Here is an 18,491-nt window from a genome sequence, read left to right as displayed (position 1 = left end):
TGAGTGGTTGGTAGGTTAGCGTATCGACGCCTCGACTGGGAAGGCATCATCGAGGCGGGCTCACGGGAGGCTCGAGCCCGTTGTTCCGCGCGACGCGCCCGAGCCACGCGAGGCTCGGCTTCGGTGTACGGGCGAAGGTCTCGCGGTTGACGCCGATCAGGCCGAACGTCGGCGCCCAGCGCCCCCATTCGAAATTGTCGAGCGCGCTCCAGTGCAGGTAGCCGCGGACGTCGATGCCATCGGCGACCGCCGCCTCCAGATGGGTGAGCGCCTCGGTGGTGTACGCGATTCGCCGCGAGTCGTCGGAGGTGGCAATCCCGTTCTCCGTCACCAGTAGTGGCACCTGCTCGGTGATGTCCCAGGCCCGGCGTAGCGCGGCGCCGAGAGCATCGGGGCGATACGCCCAGCCCGTCAGCGTGTTGCCGGGGTCCGCCGGATGGGGGATCGGTCCGTCGGCTCCCACTCGTTGACTGGTGTAGGCCTGGACCCCGAAGAAGTCGTCCCCCCGGGCGCCTTCCAGGTACCTGTCCTCCCAGGTGTGATTCGCCCGCGCGAGTGCGCCCTCGTTCCCCGGTGTTCCTTCGAACGCCTGCTGCGCTACCGTCCAGCCGATCCTGGCGGTGGTGGCGGTGCGGAGGATCTCCACCGCCTCACGGTGCGCACGCACCAGGACGTCGCCGACCTCGCAGTCGGGTTCCAGCCTGCCGTTCGCGTTATCGTCAGCCGCGCCGATCGCCAGGTCGAAGTACCGAATACCGAGCGCGACCATGTTGGGCTCGTTGATGGTGCAGACCCAGTTGACACCGTTCAGGATCTGCGAGACCCGATCGACATAGCGCGAAAAGCGTTCGACGGCTACCGGATCGCGCCACCCTCCCGCGCGGGTGAACCAGCGCGGTGAGGTGAAATGGTGCAGCGTCACGACCGGCTCGAGTCCGTGTTCCCGTGTGGTCTCGATCATCCGACGGTAGTGATCCAGCTGGGCGCGGGAGAACTGCCCATCCTCCGGTTCGATCCGCGACCACTCGATGCTGAAGCGATAAGCGTTGAGACCGGCCTCGGCGAGCAGCGCCATGTCCTCGGGGTATCGGTGGTAGCTGTCGACGGCGTCGCCGCTGCGTTCGGGGAAGAACGGGGTCGACAGGTTCTCGTACTCCCACCAGTCGGCATCAGTGTTGTTTCCCTCGGTTTGATGGGCGGAACTCGATGCTCCCCAGAGGAAATCGTCTCTCAGTGTTGTCAATGTCCAGTCCTCACAGTGGATTGGTTCGGTGGTCGATGACCAGGACGGGGCCCGTCGACAGCGGGCTAGCGGACCGCCCTGACCCGATAGATCGCGAGCGCCCCCGCCAGAGAAGCAAGCGCGCCGAGGATGTACCAGGCCGCGTAGCCGCCGAGGGAGGTGGCGCTGCCGAGGCCGATGACGACCGGGGCGATCGCGGGCCCGACGGATTGGGGGAGGGTGCCTGCGAGGGCGAGCAGGCCGAGATCCTTGGCGTTGTCATCAGGATTCGGCAGTACCTGCACGGCCAGGGCCTGGTCCACGGCCATGAACGCACCGAGGCCGAGGCCGATGATGCCCTGCGCCACCACGACGACTGCCAGTGAGGGGGCGAGGGCCAAGGCCAGCAGTCCTGCCGCCATGATCAGCCCCGCCACAGCGACGAAGGGCCGCCGCTTCCCGATCCGGTCGGACACGATGCCCCCGATGGGCGCCGACAGCGAGAGGCACACGACCGCCACCACGTTGACCACCAGAATCGCCTGCGCGACATCGGTCTCGCCGAGGTGGAACCTCTCGCCGAGAAAGAAGGGGAAGAACGTTCCGATTCCTGCATAGCCGAACATCACCAGGAAACGGGAAGCCATCACCCAGGAGAAATTGGGGTGTGCGCGTGGGTCGAAGGCGACGGAACTGACGAACTCTCGGACGCCGTAGGGCGGAGGTGTGCCCTGGAGCGGGGGATCCTCGAGAAGCGCCAGCAGGGGAATCGCCAACACGATGGCGGCCAGGCCGGGGACAAGGAATCTCGCCAGATCGCCTGACAACACTGTGACAAGGGCGCTTCCGACGAGAATGGCGAGCGGGGTGGTGATTCCGATGATTCCCGAGACCAGTCCGAGCCTGCGCGTGGGCACCCGGTCGGGAATGGTCGCCTGTGCGGCGATGAGCGCCGCACCGAATCCGCCCTGGGCGACACACCAGGCGACAAGGACCAGTGGCACGGTGTCGGCGACCCCCACGCATCCGAGGGCGGCAGCCCCGACGAGGGTGCCCCCCAGGAGCCACGGCCTGCGTCGGCCGAGCGAGGAGCGCGTGCGATCGGACAGGCGGCCCACGACCGGCTGGGCGATCATCCCCACGATCGCACCACTGCCCGCGACCAGTCCGAGCGCCTGCGTCGCGCTCTCCGTCGTTCCGGTGATGTGCTGCAGTTTGAATGCCAGGGCGAACATCACCGGGGTCATCAGCGCGAGGTAGGAGCCGAAGTAGGACAGCGCGAGAGCGGCAACATAGGAGCGCGGTTCGCGGACCCGTGTGTTGTGTCGTGACATATCGGTTCCGGGGCCGTCCGCCTCGACGGAAGCGGCGGGGGAGAGGGGGTCTGTCATCTCACAGACGCCTCACGACACATTCTGGGCGGCAATGGCGTTGTCGGCCAGGCGCCAGAGATCCTGGACCTGCTGCCGGAACTGGTCGTGGCTGTGTTCGGGCAGCGCGAAGACGATGGGTTCGTTGCGGAGGATGCCCTCGACCGCGAGCCGCGCGACGTCCTCGGGTTCGATCGCCATCGGGATGATCTCGGTGCCGAAGGGCTCCGTCGCCGGGCGGCCGAACTCGGTCGGGCGGTTGCGCTGCGAGTCGAGGATGCGGGTCGCGGCCTGGCCCGGGCAGAGCGCGGTGACGCCGATGTCCTCGGCGGCGAGCTCGGATCGCAGCCCGAGCGTCAACCCGAGAATGGCGTGCTTGGCCGCGCTGTAGAGGGCGGTGAACCCGGGGTCCGGGAGGAAGGCGTGCGTCGACGACGTGTTCATCACGTGCCGCCACCCGGTCTGGCGCCGCATCCTGGGCAGGAATGCATACAGGCAATTCAGCATGCCCTCGACGTTGACGGCGGACAGCCACCGCCAGTCGCCGATCGATGAGTCGACGAGATCTCCGAGCAGCAGCACTCCGGCGTTGTTGCAGAGAAGTTCGACGGAGCCGAACGCGTCGTAGCTGGCCCGCACCAGATTCTCGACGGACTCGGGGTCGGCCACATCGACCCGCACGCCGAGCGCGCGCACGCCTCTGGCGCGCAATCCCTCGGCGACCCGCTGTGCGCCATCGCCATCGATGTCGGCTACGACGACGGACATGCCGCGCGAGCCGAGTTCCGCAGCCAGCGCGGCGCCGATCCCACTCGCCGCGCCGGTGACAACCGCCGTTCGGCCTGCCGGCCTGTCATCAAATCTGGACATCAGGGTCCTTCCTCGGTCACGTAGATCAGTAGAAGCTAGCCAACCGACCAGGCGGTCGGTCGGTTGGGGTAGCCTACCGATCGGTCAGTCTGCATAACGTGGATTCGCGGAACTTGCGTCGATGCACGTTGATTCGGAACGTAGGCTGACCGGCTGGACCGGCTGTGCGCAGTCAATCGACGGTGAGGAGATCGGACACGATGGCGACAACACGCGACGCCGAACAGGTGGGAGCTGCCCGGCGCGCCGACATCGTCAGCTCGGCGATCACCCTGTTTGCGGCCAACGGATACCGCGGGACCTCGCTCGCCGCGGTCGCGAGAGAATCAGGGATCACGAAGTCGGGCCTGCTGCACCACTTTCCGAGCAAGGAGGTTCTGCTCACCGCGGTGCTCGCCGATCTCGACCGTCAGACCTTCGACTCGGTCGAGATCGGGCGAGACTACGAGGGCGCGGCCCTGGTGCGCGCACTGGACATCGTCGACGAGATCGTCGCCCGAAATCAGCGGAACCGCGAGCTCACCCGGCTGGCTCACGTCGGCCTCTTCCACTCCGACGACACTCCCGAGCTCGCGCGGGAGTGGGCTCAGGGGCGCATTCGGTCGTTCCGCACGAACCTGGCCGACCTCATCGAAAACGGCGTCGAGGCGGGCGAGGTGCGTGCCGATGTCGACCCCACTGCGCTGGCTTCCGTCATCATCGGGGCGATCTCCGGTTTGGAGGAGCAGTGGCTCCAGGACGAGTCGTTCGACATGGTCGGCGCGATGAAAGCGCTCACGACGGTGCTCCGCCGCGACCTGACGCTCACACGGGACCAGCCCCTGCATCACGCTCCGCGGCGCGGTCGGGGCTAACCGCTCCTGCGCCGCGTCGCCGATCAGTTGGCCGGGCTCAGGCAGCTGTCGAGTCCGTCCACCAGCGAGCACGCGGTCGGTGGTCTGCTCGGCTGGTAGTCGGCCGGGACTCCGCCCTGCGCGATGAGCGACCGGTAGGCCGGGACCGCCTCGGTCGGCTTCCGCTCGAGCGTCGGATCGTTCTTCCCGTCCACCGTGTAGAGGCCGAAACGGGGTGTGTAGCTGCCCCATTCGTAGTTGTCCGTGGTTGCCCAGTAGTTGTATCCGATGACATTGATGCCGTCGTCTTTTGCCCGCTGCAACCAGTAGGCGGCATCGCGGAGGTGGTCGGCGCGGGCGTAGCCGTCCGGACGGGGCTTGCCGTCCTCGGTGGGCATGCCGTTCTCGACGATGTACAGGGGCTTGCCAGGGAAGCGCTTCGCGTAGTGACGCAGCGCGTAGTAGAGGCCGTCGGGCGCCGCGCTGGCCTTCCATGGCTCCGAGAAGACGTTGGCGTAGCTCAGGTCCGTGGGGGACATCGAGTAGTAGTAGTCCAGACCGATGAAGTCGAGCTTGTGGGCGACACGGTCGAGGAAGGTCGTGTCGATCGCGGCCTCGACGACCTGGAAGTACGCCACGTTCGAGGACACCTGCGCGCCCGGCTGCACCTGGTGGATGTAGTCGTAGATCGCGTTGTGGACGGCCGCCCACCGATCGAGGGCGGCGGGGGTGTTCGCGGGATCGAGGCCACCGTGGCTGATCTCCTGGAACAGGTACGCCGACGGTTCGTTGATGGTGATCCAGGACGGGTCGTACCTCGCGTACCGGTCGACCACCTTGCGGGCATTGGCCAGCCAGTCGGTGACCATGTCCGCGTTGTTCCATCCGCCGCGGTCGAACTCCCAACCGGGATACACCCAGTGGTCGAGGGTGATCATCGGTTGCATGCCTGCGGCGCGGATGCTGGCCACCACGTCGTCGTAGAACGCCCATGCGCTCTCGTCGTAGCGGCCCTGCTGGGGCTCGAGACGCGCCCACTCGACGCCCATGCGGTACACCTTGGCTCCGAGGTCCTTCGCGTACTGGATGTCCTCCTTGTAGCGGTGGCGGAAGTCCGCCGATGTGCCGACCGGATCCTTGGTCTTGCCTGCTGCTTCATAGCGGATCCAATTGCTGTCCGGGGAGTAGCCCTCCGACTGGAACCCAGATGAGGACACCCCCCATAGGAAGTCGACGGGCAGGCTGTTGACCGTCTCGATGGACGCGGTGCTACCGAGGTCAACCGCGCTGCCGCCGCTGCCCTGCGCGGCGGCGGGGCCGCCGGCCAGCAGCGCGAGCCCGGTCAGCACCGCCAGTAGGCCGCTCGATCGTCGACGCATCAGTTCTCCTCGCATCCGTGCGCCTCGGCGCGGTGGTGATGCGAGCCACACTAACTGACCGAGTGTTCGGTAGGTCAGCTTTGGGTCAGATCGGCGTCGGGGCGATATCGCCATTCCTCACCCTCAGGTGTGTGCGTACACCTGAGGGTGAGTGGAGGAGAGTCCCTGGCCGATCAGCCCTTCCACCACGGGCGCAGCGGCACCTCGGCCTGGCCCTTCGGGCCGAGCTTGACGGCCAGCACCTGGTGAAGCTGCACCACATTGCGTTCGAACCCGAGCCGCGAACCGGCCATGTAGAGCCCCCACACCCGAGCCGTGCCCTCGCCGACCTCCGCGACGCAGGCGTCCCAGTTGTCCACCAGGTTCTGGCACCAGGCCTTGAGGGTCAGCGCGTAGTGCTCGCGCAGGTTCTCCTCGTGCCGGACCTCGAGGCCGATGTTCTGGATCTCGGTGATGATCCGGCCCGACCCGGTCAGCTCGCCGTCCGGGAACACGTAACGGTCGATGAACCCGCCCGCGCGCGCCTGGTGCCGATTGTCCGGGCGGGTGATGCAGTGGTTGAGCAGCCGGCCGCCGTCGCGCAGCTTGGACTGGATGAAACCGAAGTAGGCGGGGTAGTTGTGCACCCCGATGTGCTCGGTCAGCCCGATCGAGGACACCGCGTCGAAGCCGGTTTCGGTGATGTCCCGGTAGTCGGAGTGCCGGACCTCGGCGAGATCCGAGAGGCCCTCGTCGGCAATGGCCTTCTGCGCCCACGCGGCCTGCTCGGCGGACAGTGTCACCCCGATCACCTTGACGCCGCGCCGGGCCGCGAAGCGGACCATCGAGCCCCAGCCGCAGCCGATGTCGAGCAGTCGGTCGCCCGCCTTGAGTCCGAGCTTGTCGAACACCAGCCGGTACTTGTTCTCCTGCGCGTCCTCGAGGCTCTGGTTCGGCGACTTGTACGCCGCACAGGTGTAGGTCATCGAGGGGCCGAGCACGTACTCGTAGAAGGTGTTCGACACGTCGTAGTGGTGGTGGATGACCTCGGCGTCGCGGGTCTTGGAGTGGCGCATGCCCTCCGCCAGCCTGCGCCAGCGGGGGAGGGCCTCCTGCGGCGGAGGCGCGATGGGCCGCAGCAGGTCCCAGCCGAGCGAGCGGGTGATGCTCGCGATCGTCAGCGCCGACGGCCGCCGGAAGTGCAGGTCGTCGCCCATCACCCGGAGGACCTCGTACGGGTCGCCCGGGTGGACGCCGGTCGCCTCGAGATCGCCCGCGACATAGGCGCGTGCCATGCCGAGGTCGCCGGGCGCGGTCGCCAGGTACGTGGTGCCCCGCGGGGACTTGAGCGTCAGCCCGTACTCGGCATCCTCCGGGCCCGCGGCGCTGCCGTCGTAGGCGGTGAAGCGGACCGGGATGTCACCGTCCGCGACGGTCTCGAGGATCTCGGCGATCGAGAGCTTGTGGTGGCCGTTGCGGGTCTGGGTACTGGCGTCTTTGAACGTGGTCACTTGCGTTGCACCGCCTTCGAATACAGGTCCAATAGTCGCGAATCGGGGTCGTACTTCTGCTTCAGGATGGAGTAGTTGTCGCCGCCGTAGAGGCGGGCGAAGTCGTCGGCGTCGTAGTAGGAGTCCGAGTACAGGGACTTGTGCCCTTCGAACCGTCCGACGGTGTCCTCGATCAGCCGGTTCGCCGCTCCCTCGGGGGCGCCCGGCGTGATCGGCACCGACGACCAGAAGCCGACGTTGACGTAGGTGCGCTTCGGCTCGAGCGGATACAGCGGCCACGGCCGCACGGCGGACGCGCCCGCGGGCCCGGGTTCGCGCAACCGCAGCGGGCACAGCCACAGCGGCTCGATGGGGATCTCGCGCAGGAACCAGGACACGAAGTCCGCCGTGTGCTCGATCGGTACCTCGACGTCCTGCACGACCCGCTCGCGCGGCGGATTGCCCTTGCGGCGTTCGAGGCGGTCGCCGATGTCGTACTTCTGGTCGAGGGCGATCAGCTTCCAGTAGAAACTGCTGCGCCGGTAGCGCTTCGGCCACACGCGCCTGATCCGCGGATTCTGCGCGCCGAACGCCCGCGAGCACCAGAACCAGTCGGTGTCCCAGCGCCACAGGTAGTCCGCGATCGTGAGCCGATCCGTGGAGCGCTGCTGCAGCGAGCGGTAGTAGATCTGCTGGCCCGTGTAGTCGCTGGCCGGACCGCCCTCGTCGGTCTGCGTGCCGAGGGTCAGATAGGACTCGGTCGCGGAGAACACCACGCCGTCGAGGTAGTCCACCGCGATACCGTCGTGGCTTCGATCGGTGCCGATGCGGTCCATCGCGTTCTGCAGGTCGGTGAGGTCGTCGAAGCGCAGGTGCCGCAGCGCGACAAACGGTTTCACCGGTTCCAGTTCGATGCGGAGCCGGGTGGAGTAGCCGAGGGTTCCGTAGGAATTGGGGAACCCCCAGAACAGGTCCGAGTGCTCGCCGTCGGGCGTGGCGGTGATGATCTCTCCGCTGCCGGTCAGCACGTCGATCTCGAGCACCGACTCGTGCGGTAGCCCGTTCCGGAACGAGGTCGACTCGATGCCGAGGCCGGTGACCGCGCCGCCGAGGGTGATGGTCTTGAGTTGGGGGACCACCAGCGGCGCCAGGCCGTACGGCAGGGTCGCGGCGACCAGGTCCTCGTAGGTGCACATGCCCGCGACGTCGGCGGTGCGGGCGGTGGGGTCGACCGAGATCACCCCACCGAGCCCGGACACGTCCAGGCCGGGCGCATTCGTCTTTGCCCGCGCCCGGAACAGGTTTGAGGTCTTCTTCGCCAGGCGCACCGTCGCGGAGGGCGGGATCGCGTGGTAACTGGCGAGCAGACGCTGGACACCGGCACGATGGGCCGCCGCGCCGGTGTGACCCGGCGTGGATGTTCGTCGACCCAGTCGTTGCAACGCACTCTGAGAGGCAGCCACCCCCCGACGCTATCGCCTGGGTGCGACACCGGCCACCCAAGTGCAAGGCGGTCCTGCGAAACGTCACGCAAATGTTGCGAACCGGTCGCGATCCGGGGTTCGTGGCACCGCTGTGATCCGACACACACGGGGCCGAGCGGGCTGGCCCGTCGGTTCTCGGAGCGGGCACGATGACGGGGTCGGCCACACACAGCGTCGAGGTCGGACGGGTCCTGCGGGGTCCGGCGAGCAGAGCCAAGGAGATCCACAGTGGGACAGGTCAGCGCAAGCAGTTCGGTCGAGGTCGCGGCGGCACCGGAGCGGGCGCTCGCGGCGCTCACCGACTACGAGACGGTGCGACCCCGCATCCTCACCGAGCAGTACCTGGACTACCGGGTCCTCGAGGGCGGCCAGGGTGCGGGCACGGTCGCGCAGTGGACGCTGAAGGCGACCGAGAAGCGTTCGCGTGACATCAAGGCCACCGTGACCGTCGACGGCAACACCGTCACCGAGAAGGATGCCAACTCCACTCTCGTCACCACCTGGACCGTCGCCCCGTCCGGCGCGGGATCCACGGTCACCACGACCACCGAGTGGAAGGGCGCGGGCGGCATCGGCGGCTTCTTCGAGCGCACCTTCGCGCCGGGCGGGCTGCGGAAGATCCAGGCGGCCGTGCTGGCGAACCTTGCCCGCGAACTGGCCTGACGAGGCCCCGTCGCCGCCGCTGACCGATGCGTTCGGTCAGCGGCCGTCGAGATAGCGGACGATGCCGAACACCACCGCCTGCGCGTACCGGGCCCGGCCCTCCTCGCCGGTCATGGCGCGCGCCTCGTCCGCGTTGCGCATGTTGCCCAGCTCGACCAGGATCGACGGCCGCTCGGACAGGTTGAGTCCGCTGAGGTCGTCGCGGGGCATCAGTCCGCCGGTGCCGACATAGGTGGACGGGATGAGGCCGGACGTCTCGAGTGCGTCGCGCATGGACTTGGCGAACGCGACCGAGGCGCCGGCCTGAACCGCATTCAGCGGCGGCGCCGAGAAGCAGACGTGGAATCCGTGCTGGTCCGGTGCGGCGCCGTCGGCGTGGATCGCGACGACCACGTCGGCACCGGATGCGTTGGCTTCGGCGGCCCGCCGGTCCACGCACGCGGCGACGGAGGTGTCGTCGGCGCGGCTCAGCAGCACCCGGGCGCCGAGATTCTCGAGCTCGGTGCGCATCTGGGCGACGACCTCCCAGTTGAGGGAGTGCTCGGGGAAGCCGCCGTCGGTGCTGGTGCCGGTGGTCTGACATTCCTTGGTGCCGCCGCGCCCGGTCGGGACCTGCGCGGACATGCCCGCGCCGCCAACGCCGTTGTGGCCGGGATCGAGGAACACCGTCTTGCCCTGGAGCGAGGCCGAACGCACCAGCTCGGCGGCGGTGGTGGTGGGGGCCGCGGTCACGCCCGCGGCGGTCTCGGTTGGGATCGTGCAGCCGGACAGCGCCAGCGCCGAGGCAGCGGCGGCCGTGAGCAGGACGCTCCGGTACCCGGCCGACTTCGCACGCACCGACCCACGCTATCCGGATGCGGCTACGCTGACGGGGCAACACGCAGAAAGGACATCGACGTGCAGCCCGGTGGACAACCCGATATGCAGCAGCTCCTCGCGCAGGCCCAGCAGATGCAGCAGCAACTGATGGCCGCGCAGGCAGAGATCGCCGAGGCGGAGGTCACCGGCCAGGCCGGCGGTGGACTCGTGACCGCCACGGTCAAGGGGACCGGCGAGGTCGTCGCGTTGACGATCGACCCGAAGGTCGTCGATCCCGAGGACGTCGAGACCCTGCAAGACCTGGTGATCGGTGCGATCGCGGACGCATCGGGCAAGGCGCAGGAGATCGCGGCGGGCAAGCTCGGCCCCCTCGCGGGCGGCCTGCCCGGGCTCCCCTTCTAGAGGCCGCGGTGTACGAGGGTCCGGTACAGGATCTGATCGACGAGCTCGGCAAGCTGCCGGGCATCGGGCCCAAGAGCGCGCAGCGCATCGCCTTCCACCTGCTCAGCGTGGAGCCGCCGGACATCGACCGGCTGCAGAACGCGCTGCAGCGGGTCCGGGACGGGGTGCAGTTCTGCGTCGTGTGTGGGACGGTGTCCGACAAGGAGAAGTGCCGGATCTGTGCGGACGCCCGCCGCGACCGCACCGTCATCTGTGTCGTCGAGGAGCCCAAGGATGTGCAGGCGGTGGAGCGGACGCGGGAGTTCCGTGGCCGGTACCACGTGCTCGGCGGCGCGCTCGACCCGCTCAGCGGTGTCGGCCCGGACCAGCTCCGTATTCGGGAGCTGTTGGCGCGCATCGGCAATCAGGAGGACGGCGTCGACGTCTCGGAGGTGATCATCGCGACCGATCCGAACACCGAGGGCGAGGCCACCGCGACGTATCTGGTCCGGATGCTGCGCGACTTCCCCGGCCTGACGGTCTCCCGGCTGGCCTCGGGTCTGCCGATGGGTGGAGACCTGGAGTTCGCCGACGAGCTCACCCTCGGGCGGGCTCTCTCGGGGCGCCGTACCCTCTGACACGATCGGTGGGTCGACCCAGTTCGGCTGCGTGGTGACGGCGGATTCCGGTGTTAGCGTGGGTGTATGCCGGTCCTTGGACCAGGGTCACGCCCGACCGCAGGCTGCCTAGCGAGGCACGCCCGCATCGGGTTCCTCGTGTGCTCCTGTGCGATCGCGCTCGCGGTGTCGCCCGGGCAGGGGACGGCCGGTGCGCAGTCTGCCGTCCCGTCGCCTCCCGGCGCCGGGCTCCCGGCACTCATCGATTCGATAGTGCCGCCGCCGGCGCTCGGCCCCCCGCCGCGCGAGGTGCCGCCGATAGCGGCAGCGCCGGGTGAGCCTGCCGGCATCCAGGATCTGCGGATCGCGGTCATGCCCTCGGACGTGGGCGACCCGTTCTTCGACGAGTGGCCGGATTCGATGGGGGACAGCGCGAACGGCGACGTGCTCGCGACGAGAGACGTGACCGCTGCGGCGGCGCCCTTCGTCGGTGCGCCGGTGCGCGAGGTCCGGCAGCTCAAGGTCCGGACGACCGACTCCGCGGGCGTGCCATCGTTCGCGACCGCGACGCTGGTCATCCCCGCCACACCGTGGACCGGACCCGGTGGCCGTCCGGTGGTGGTCAACAACCTGCCCATCGATGCGCTCGGGCGCGCCTGCACGCCCGGCTACACGTTGGCGCACGGCCTGAGCCTGTCGACCAACGTCGCCGACTTCGTCCCGCCGACGACCGCGTTGGCGACCCGCCGCGGCTACGCGGTCCTCATCCCCGACCACGAGGGACCGCGGATGGCCTACGCCGAGCCGTATGTCGCCGGCCACGCGGTCCTGGACACCATCCGCGGACTGCGCCGCGCGCTACCCGACGAGTTCGGCGCGAGCAGGATCGCGATGACGGGCTACTCGGGCGGGGCGATCGCCACCCACGGCGCGGTCAAACTGATCGACTCCTACGCCCCGGACCTGGCAGGCGACATCGTCGGTGCCGCGCTCGGCGGGGTTCCCGCCGACTTCGAGATGCTCACCCGGAGCATGAACGGCAACCTCGCGACCGGGTTGCTCCACGGCGCGACCCTGGGGATCGCGAGGGAACGCACCGAGATCCTCGGCCTCGCCAACAACCTGGCGCAGCAGCTGGCCACCTCCCCGCTCAAGGACCAGTGCGTCGTCACGCTCGGCGCGGCGGGTGTGACGTTCCTGCCGATGGAGGTGATGGCCGACATCGACAACCCGTTCGCCTCGCCGCAGGCCCGCGAGCTCTATCGCGACATGAAGATGGCAGGCATCGCGTCCGGCGCCCCGCTGTACATCTACAACGGCGGGCAGGAGTTCTGGATCCCGGCCGTTGGGGCGCGGGCCCTCTACACGGAGCAGTGCGGGCTCGGCGTCCCCGCGGTGTACCGGGAGGTGTTCGGCGAGCACCTCATCGCCGCGGTCACCGGCTACTCGGGGGCGGTCCATTGGCTCGACGAGCGGTTGCGTGGGATACCCGCGCCGGACGAGTGCCCGCCCGCATGACCACGCGGATGTCGGTGCAGGAGCGTAGGTTCGGCACCGCACACCGTCAGCAGCCATACCTCGGCCATAGGAGACAGCAGTGCCTGAACCCAAATCCATCGTCGGCGCACCCTGTTGGGTGGACCTGACCAGTTCGGATCCGCAGCGCGTCATCCCCTTCTACTCCGGTCTCTTCGGGTGGGCGGCCGACACCAACGAGGACCCGCAGTACGGCGGCTACTCGATCTTCAGCAAGGACGGCAAGCCCATCGCGGGCCTCGGGCCGCAGCAGGAGGGCAATCCGTACGGCAACGTCTGGACCGTCTACCTCGCGTCCGAGGACGCGGCGGCGACCGCGGACAAGGCAGCGGCCGCGGGAGGTCAGGTGATGATGCCCGCGATGGTGGTCGGGGACCAGGGCACGATGGCGATCATCGGTGACCCGGCAGGCGCCGTGGTCGGTGTCTGGCAGGCCGATCAGCACCGTGGATTCGGTCTGGTGGACGAGGCGGGCGCCCCGGTCTGGTTCGAGACGATGTCCCGCGACTACGCGGCCGCGTTGCCGTTCTACGAGAGCGTGTTCGGCTGGAGGTACGACGCGATCGGCGACGGCGACGAGTTCCGCTACTCCCAGGCCAAGATCGGCGACGAGATGGTGGCTGGCGCGATGGACGCATCCGGATTCCTGCCCGAGGGTGTGCCGTCGTTCTGGCAGTTCTACATCGGGGTGCAGGACACGGATCTGGCGCTCGAGAAGGTGGTCGAACTCGGTGGCACGGTCGTCCGCCCGGCGGAGGACACGCCGTTCGGCCGGTTGGCGGCGGTGGCCGATCCGCTGGGCGCGAACTTCCAGATCTCCTCGATCCAGGAGCAGTAGCGGCGTCGGGACGGCGTGCCGGGTCAGACCCGTTCGGTGAGCGTGGCCAGGCCGTCACCGGAAAGGTCCACCAGTCCGGCGGGCCGTCCCGTCATCGCGAGGACGAGGGAGAGCATCGGTCCGGTCACCTCCGGCCCGGACCCCGTCGACCAGTCGGCGTCCTCGGCACGGAGCGTGAGTCCGGAAATGCGGGTCTTCGTGCCGATGAGCAGGTTCGAGCCCTTGAAGAAGTCCGCAACGCGGATCAGTGCGTCCGGCGGGTACTCGTGCGTGATGCCGAGGGGGCGCCGGATGTCCTCGGCATGCACGATCGTCTCGCCCAGCCAGGTGTCGACCGGGCCGGGTGGGCCGGTGGACGCACCCATGACGGCGCGAAACTCGGCAAGGGTGTCGGCGGGCGTGCCCGCGGTCTCCCGTGCGATCTCCTTCGCGAACATCGGTTCGAACCGGAACCCGGTCCCCGCCATCTTGCGGAGGAATCGCGGGCGCGTCATCTTCGCGGTCGCGGTCATGTGACCGAGCGTCTCCCACACCGACCACTGCCCGCACAGCGACGGGGTGGACCATTGCTCCTCGGTGAGCGAGGCGAGGTCGTCGGCGAGGGCCGACCGCTCGGCGTGAATCGTGGGCCACGGGCTGGGTGCTGCCATGGTGCCTCCCGGAACGGCTACCGACGCTGTCGTATCGGTACTTCTGACGATCGTCCTCGCCGCCCGATTTCGCAATCGCCGGCAGGTCGCGTCGCCGCAGAAACAACCCCTGATTCGCAGGTCAGAACTATTGCAGAGGGTGCGGAGCCGGGCGTACCCTCAAGAGTGCGGATCAAGAAGAGAGGCCGGTAACGGTCGGGAACTTGAGAAGCAGAGATCCGGCCGAGGATGCGATTAATCGCTACATCCCCGGCCGAACCCCTGTCTGGGGGAGGTTCGAGACCTTGGCCCCGATCAGCTGAGCAGCTTGGCCTTGAGGTCGGCGATGTCCTGGCTCGTCAGACCGAGCCCCTGGCTCACGTAGTTGTCGAAGCTGCCGAACTTCTCGTTCGCCGTGGCGAAGGCGGAATCGAGCCAGGCCTGCTCCACGGTGTTGGACTGGATGCTCCCGGTGACGCTCGACCCGCCACCCTCACCGGCGAGGTACTCGTTGCTGAGCATGAAGTCCTCGTTCACGGTCTCGCGAGGGACGCCGAGGATCGTGAGCAGCACAGCCGACAGGAAGCCGGTCCGATCCTTGCCGCTCGTGCAGTGGTAGAGCACCGGGTCGGGGGAGTTCTTGATGTCCAGCAGGACGGCCTTGAACGCGGCGTAGGCGGCGGGATCGCTGGCCATGAACTTGTAGGCCCGCCCCAGATCCACGATGGCGAGCGGGTCGCCGCTGCCGCCGAACACGTCGCGGTGGTACACGGTGGCGCCCGCGGGGATCTTGTCCTTCTCGAGCGCCTGCTCGTAGCCGGTCCGCAGGTCTTCGACCGTCTTTACGTTGAGCTGCACGAGCTTGGCCAGGTCGTCCGCGGTGAGGGCGTTGAGCGCGTCGCTGCGCAGCACGAGCCCGGACCGGACGGTCTTCCCGTCGGTGGTGGTGTAGCCGCCCAGGTCGCGGGCGTTCGGGGCGCCCGTCAGGTGCAGCGAGTGATCGACGGCGGCGGGCGCGACGACCGTTGTCGGTGCGGCCGCGGCGATCGACGGGACGGGAGCGAGCAGGAGGCCGGCGGTCAGGGCGAGAGCCGCCGCCGACTTGGTCCGGATGAGGGTGCGGTGGGACACGGAGGGTTCTCCTCTTTCGATCGAGGTGACATTGGCATGGTGCTCGAGCTCGAATGGCTCCGAGGCTAGCGCCGCGCCGGATCGAGAGAGGGGTATTTCGTTAAAATACGGATTGTAATTGCAGCCGCCGCCCCACCGAGGCGGTCTAGCGGCCGACCGCGAGGCGTTCCCGGCGCAGCCGGTCGACCTCCTCGAGCTCCAGCGGCTCGAGGGCGTCGACGCCCAGCGCACGGGCAAGCAGCAGGTCCGCCAGCTCCGGGTTGCGGGCAAGAGCGGGGCCGTGCATGTAGGTGCTGATCACCGAGCCCTGCACCACGCCCTCCAGGCCGTCGCCGACGCCGTTGCCGACACCGTGCGTGACCCGGCCGAGCGGCATCGCGTCCGCGCCGAGGCTGGTGCCGCCGCGATGGTTCTCGAACCCGGTGAGCGGCTGGGTCAGCCCGTCGAGCGCGGGTCGGGTGATGACCTCGCCGATCGAGCGCTCGGCCTGCGGCGAGGTGGTGACGTCGAGCAGCGACACGCCCTCGACGCGTTCGCCCGCCGAGGTCTCGTACCAGTGCCCGAGCACCTGGATGGCCGCGCAGATCGCCAGCACGGGGGCGCCGCGCCCGGCCGCCTTCTGCAGGCCCGGGTAGCGGGCCAGGTGCCGGGTCGCCAGGCGCTGCGCCGAGTCCTCCGCGCCGCCGAGGGTGTAGACGTCCAACGACTCGGGCACCGGATCGGACAGTGTGATCTCGACGATCTCCGCGTCGATGCCACGCATCCGCAGCCGCTGGCGCAGGATCAGCGCGTTGCCGCTGTCGCCGTAGGTCCCCATCACATCGGGCAGCACCAGTCCGATCCGGACCGTCGACTCAGGCATCCCTGTTCTCCTTCGCGATGGCCGTGTTCAGGTCACGGAACGCCGTGTAGTTGGCCAGCACCTCGACCCGCCCGGGCGGACAGGATGCGATGGCGCGCAGCGGGTTCGGCTCCAGTGTGTGTTCGACGCCGGCGTAGGTCAGGCGGACCGCGAGGTCCGTCGCCCGCTCGCCGGACGCCACCACCTTGACGCCCTCGAAATGCTCGAACCGAACGTCCCACAGCCAGGACAGGTCCTCACCGTCGGGCACCTGGCCGTTGACCGCGATGACCAGCCCGTCGACATCGTGGTCGATCATCGACAGCGCCTCCTGCCAGCCGGCCGGATTCTTGGCCAGGAGCATCCGCAGCGTGTGCGCACCGACCTGGACGGAGCTGTAGCGACCGGCGATCTCGCGGACCGAGGCGGCCGCGGCGACGGCGTCCTCCGCGCGCGCGCCAAGCGTGACCGCCGCCGCGACGGCCTGGGCGGCGTTGCCGCGGTTCGCCTTTCCCGGCAGCGTCAGCGACATCGGGATCTTCGAACCGTCCGGGCCGTAGAGGTGGTCGTCGTCGAGCCACCAGTCGGGGGTCGGCCGCTCGAAGTCGGTGCCGGTGCTGCGCCAGTGGTTGTAGGCGATGCCCGTCGCGTCGCCCGTGCGCTCCTCCCAGACGATCGGCTCGCCGCTGCGAGGGCAGCTCACCGAGTCGCCCGCCCAGCCGCCGCCCGCCGCGACCCACACGACGTTCGGTGCGTCGTAGGCCGCGGAGGCGACCAGAACGTCATCGCAGTTCGCGATCACCACGGCGTCGGGATGCCTGGCCAGGCCGGCCCGCAGTTTGCGCTCGATCATGTTGATCTCGCCGACCCGGTCGAGCTGGTCGCGGCTGAGGTTGAGCAGCACGATCGCCTGGGGCTGCAGGGCGTCGCTGACGTGCGGGACGTGCAGCTCGTCGACCTCGATGGCGGCCAGCGACGCGTCCACGTGGGAGCTGAGCGCGGCGACGATGCCCGCGTCCATGTTCGCGCCGTCGGCCTGGGTCGCGACGTCGCCGATGGTGGCCAGCGCCGCCGCCGTCATCCGCGTTGTCGTCGACTTGCCGTTGGTCCCGGTGATCACGACGGTGCGCTTGCCGCTGCCGAGCTGGCTCATCAGGGTGGGGTCGATCTTGAGGGCGATCAGGCCGCCGATCATCGAGCCCTTGCCCCGGCCCGCCTTCTGCGAGGCCCAGGCGGCCGCGGCCGCGGCGCGCAGCGCGAGGCGGCCGCGCACGGAGAATCGGGTGGCCGGGCCGGTCGCCCCGGAATTGCCCGGGCGGGTGGCCCCATCATGACGAGTAGACACGGGCAGAGTTTTCCACACCCGCGGCCATGGTCAGATTCGTGCCGGTTGCGGGGTGGGCATCGTCACTGGACCGGGCGTCGCCTGCATCGTCGACGCGGGCTCACGCGTGGCGGACGGTGCGCCCGCCCGCGCCATGCCGCCGAGGCACCCGCCGACCACCACCACCGCGCCGACCAGCGACAGGGCGCTGGGTCGCTCGCCCAGCACCAGCCAGGCGGCACCGATCCCGACGACCGGGACCAGCAGCGAGAACGGCGCGACGACGCCCGCCGGGTAGCGGCTCATCAACGCGGACCACAGCCCCGAGCCGGCGATGGTGCCGAGCAGGACGATGTACGCGAGTCCGGCGAGCGCGGGCCAGCCGTCGGCGCTGAAGGAGTCGCCGAGGGCGGACCAGCCGGTCGTGGGGCCCTCGACCGCGGCGGAGAGCGCCAGCATGGGAAGCGGCGCCACCACGGTCATCCACAGCGTCAGCCGCAGCGGGTTGTCCGCGCGGGCGAGCCGGTTGCCGAGGTTGCCGAAGGCCCAGCCGAGAGCGGCGAGCAGGGTGAGCAGCACCGGCAGTAGCGCCGCGTGCTGGGCGCGATCCCAGCCGATCATCGACATCCCGCACACCGCGACCGCGATCCCGAGGAGTTGGCGGCGGCTCACGTGCTCGCGCAAGAGCAGGGCGCCGAGCAGCACGGTGAAGGGCGCCGAGGCCTGCAGCACGAGGGAGGCCAGTCCGGTCGGCATGCCGGTCTTCATCGCCCAGAACAGGAACCCGAACTGCGCCACGCCGAATCCGAACCCGTACAGCAGCAGCCAGCGCACCGGCACATTCGGCCGCGGCACGAACAGCACCACCGGGATCGCGATGACCAGGAACCGCAGGGCCGCGAAGAAGAACGGCGGGAAGTGGTCGAGCCCGGCGCGGATCGCGAGGAAGTTCAGTCCCCACAGCAGCGCGACGGTCAGTCCGAGGGCTCGGTCACGGTTGGTCATGGCGTTAATCGTGAGCGAGCGAAAGCATCAGAACAATCGAATAAAAATGGACGGTTGATGTAGATCTTCTACATCAACCG

The 18,491-nt window shown here is 68.9% G+C and carries 18 protein-coding genes; 6 read left to right on the top strand and 12 right to left on the bottom strand.

Features of this window, described 5'->3' with window-relative positions; all coding sequences use genetic code 11:
- Positions 1 to 46: 46 nt before the first annotated feature.
- The 3 genes from JOE46_RS16175 to JOE46_RS16165 form a co-directional block, all read right to left on the bottom strand.
- Positions 47 to 1,243, bottom strand: coding sequence for a glycoside hydrolase family 1 protein (locus JOE46_RS16175; protein ID WP_209927841.1), 1,197 nt, complete (start codon positions 1,241 to 1,243; stop codon positions 47 to 49).
- 65 nt (positions 1,244 to 1,308) lie between these two features.
- On the bottom strand, positions 1,309 to 2,613 hold the full coding sequence (locus JOE46_RS16170) for an MFS transporter (protein WP_097213063.1): 1,305 nt from the start codon (positions 2,611 to 2,613) through the stop codon (positions 1,309 to 1,311).
- A gap of 12 nt (positions 2,614 to 2,625) precedes the next feature.
- The gene (locus JOE46_RS16165) at positions 2,626 to 3,462 is read right to left on the bottom strand and encodes an SDR family oxidoreductase (protein WP_097213062.1); all 837 of its coding nucleotides are present in this window, start codon (positions 3,460 to 3,462) and stop codon (positions 2,626 to 2,628) included.
- Between the two features lie 200 nt (positions 3,463 to 3,662).
- Between JOE46_RS16165 and JOE46_RS16160 the strand changes: the two genes are divergently transcribed.
- A complete protein-coding gene (locus tag JOE46_RS16160) occupies positions 3,663 to 4,316 on the top strand; it encodes a TetR/AcrR family transcriptional regulator (RefSeq protein ID WP_097213061.1) in 654 nt (217 codons plus the stop codon).
- Positions 4,317 to 4,339: 23 nt separating this feature from the next.
- Here the strand turns inward: JOE46_RS16160 and JOE46_RS16155 are convergent, their stop codons facing one another.
- From JOE46_RS16155 to JOE46_RS16145, 3 genes are all read right to left on the bottom strand, one after another.
- Positions 4,340 to 5,674, bottom strand: a complete 1,335-nt coding sequence (locus JOE46_RS16155; RefSeq protein ID WP_245221070.1) for a family 1 glycosylhydrolase — start codon at positions 5,672 to 5,674, stop codon at positions 4,340 to 4,342.
- A 173-nt stretch (positions 5,675 to 5,847) separates the two neighbouring features.
- A complete protein-coding gene (locus JOE46_RS16150) occupies positions 5,848 to 7,164 on the bottom strand; it encodes a class I SAM-dependent methyltransferase (RefSeq protein WP_097213059.1) in 1,317 nt (438 codons plus the stop codon).
- Positions 7,161 to 8,576, bottom strand: a complete 1,416-nt coding sequence (locus tag JOE46_RS16145) for an FAD-binding oxidoreductase (RefSeq protein WP_097213143.1) — start codon at positions 8,574 to 8,576, stop codon at positions 7,161 to 7,163. The genes JOE46_RS16150 and JOE46_RS16145 overlap by 4 nt, the downstream gene beginning before the upstream one ends.
- 279 nt (positions 8,577 to 8,855) lie before the next feature.
- Here JOE46_RS16145 and JOE46_RS16140 point away from each other — a divergent pair, with 279 nt between their 5' ends.
- Positions 8,856 to 9,290, top strand: a complete 435-nt coding sequence (locus JOE46_RS16140) for an SRPBCC family protein (protein WP_077043132.1) — start codon at positions 8,856 to 8,858, stop codon at positions 9,288 to 9,290.
- 36 nt (positions 9,291 to 9,326) lie between these two features.
- On the opposite strand, the gene JOE46_RS16135 is transcribed toward JOE46_RS16140, so the two are convergent.
- Positions 9,327 to 10,127, bottom strand: a complete 801-nt coding sequence (locus JOE46_RS16135) for an Rv3717 family N-acetylmuramoyl-L-alanine amidase (RefSeq protein ID WP_179800633.1) — start codon at positions 10,125 to 10,127, stop codon at positions 9,327 to 9,329.
- An 84-nt stretch (positions 10,128 to 10,211) separates the two neighbouring features.
- Here JOE46_RS16135 and JOE46_RS16130 point away from each other — a divergent pair, with 84 nt between their 5' ends.
- From JOE46_RS16130 to JOE46_RS16115, 4 genes are all read left to right on the top strand, one after another.
- Positions 10,212 to 10,511: a YbaB/EbfC family nucleoid-associated protein gene (locus JOE46_RS16130; protein ID WP_245221069.1), complete on the top strand. Its 300-nt coding sequence runs from the start codon at positions 10,212 to 10,214 to the stop codon at positions 10,509 to 10,511.
- Between the two features lie 8 nt (positions 10,512 to 10,519).
- Positions 10,520 to 11,128: a recombination mediator RecR gene (gene recR / locus JOE46_RS16125; RefSeq protein ID WP_027501651.1), complete on the top strand. Its 609-nt coding sequence runs from the start codon at positions 10,520 to 10,522 to the stop codon at positions 11,126 to 11,128.
- 351 nt (positions 11,129 to 11,479) lie between these two features.
- The gene (locus JOE46_RS16120) at positions 11,480 to 12,625 is read left to right on the top strand and encodes a lipase family protein (RefSeq protein ID WP_245221068.1); all 1,146 of its coding nucleotides are present in this window, start codon (positions 11,480 to 11,482) and stop codon (positions 12,623 to 12,625) included.
- A 79-nt stretch (positions 12,626 to 12,704) separates the two neighbouring features.
- Positions 12,705 to 13,481 carry a VOC family protein gene (locus JOE46_RS16115; RefSeq protein WP_097213057.1) on the top strand — a complete coding sequence of 259 codons (777 nt, stop codon included), beginning with the start codon at positions 12,705 to 12,707 and terminating at the stop codon, positions 13,479 to 13,481.
- Positions 13,482 to 13,504: 23 nt separating this feature from the next.
- On the opposite strand, the gene JOE46_RS16110 is transcribed toward JOE46_RS16115, so the two are convergent.
- The 5 genes from JOE46_RS16110 to JOE46_RS16090 form a co-directional block, all read right to left on the bottom strand.
- A complete protein-coding gene (locus tag JOE46_RS16110; protein WP_097213056.1) occupies positions 13,505 to 14,131 on the bottom strand; it encodes a maleylpyruvate isomerase family mycothiol-dependent enzyme in 627 nt (208 codons plus the stop codon).
- A 294-nt stretch (positions 14,132 to 14,425) separates the two neighbouring features.
- Entirely contained in the window at positions 14,426 to 15,241 is an 816-nt protein-coding gene (locus JOE46_RS16105) for a tyrosine-protein phosphatase (RefSeq protein WP_097213055.1), read from the bottom strand.
- Positions 15,242 to 15,386: 145 nt separating this feature from the next.
- A complete protein-coding gene (locus JOE46_RS16100; protein ID WP_097213054.1) occupies positions 15,387 to 16,103 on the bottom strand; it encodes a type 1 glutamine amidotransferase in 717 nt (238 codons plus the stop codon).
- Positions 16,096 to 17,355, bottom strand: coding sequence for a MurT ligase domain-containing protein (locus tag JOE46_RS16095; protein ID WP_097213053.1), 1,260 nt, complete (start codon positions 17,353 to 17,355; stop codon positions 16,096 to 16,098). Before JOE46_RS16095 ends, JOE46_RS16100 begins: the two co-directional genes overlap by 8 nt.
- Positions 17,356 to 17,457: 102 nt before the next feature.
- Positions 17,458 to 18,411 carry an EamA family transporter gene (locus JOE46_RS16090; RefSeq protein WP_097213052.1) on the bottom strand — a complete coding sequence of 318 codons (954 nt, stop codon included), beginning with the start codon at positions 18,409 to 18,411 and terminating at the stop codon, positions 17,458 to 17,460.
- Between the last annotated feature and the right edge of the window lie 80 nt (positions 18,412 to 18,491).

The sequence above is a fragment of the Rhodococcus sp. PvR099 genome, assembly GCF_017833315.1.
Classification (GTDB): domain Bacteria; phylum Actinomycetota; class Actinomycetes; order Mycobacteriales; family Mycobacteriaceae; genus Rhodococcus_G; species Rhodococcus_G oryzae.
Note: the sequence above shows the minus strand (reverse complement) of the source record. Positions and strands in the feature narration are given on the sequence as shown.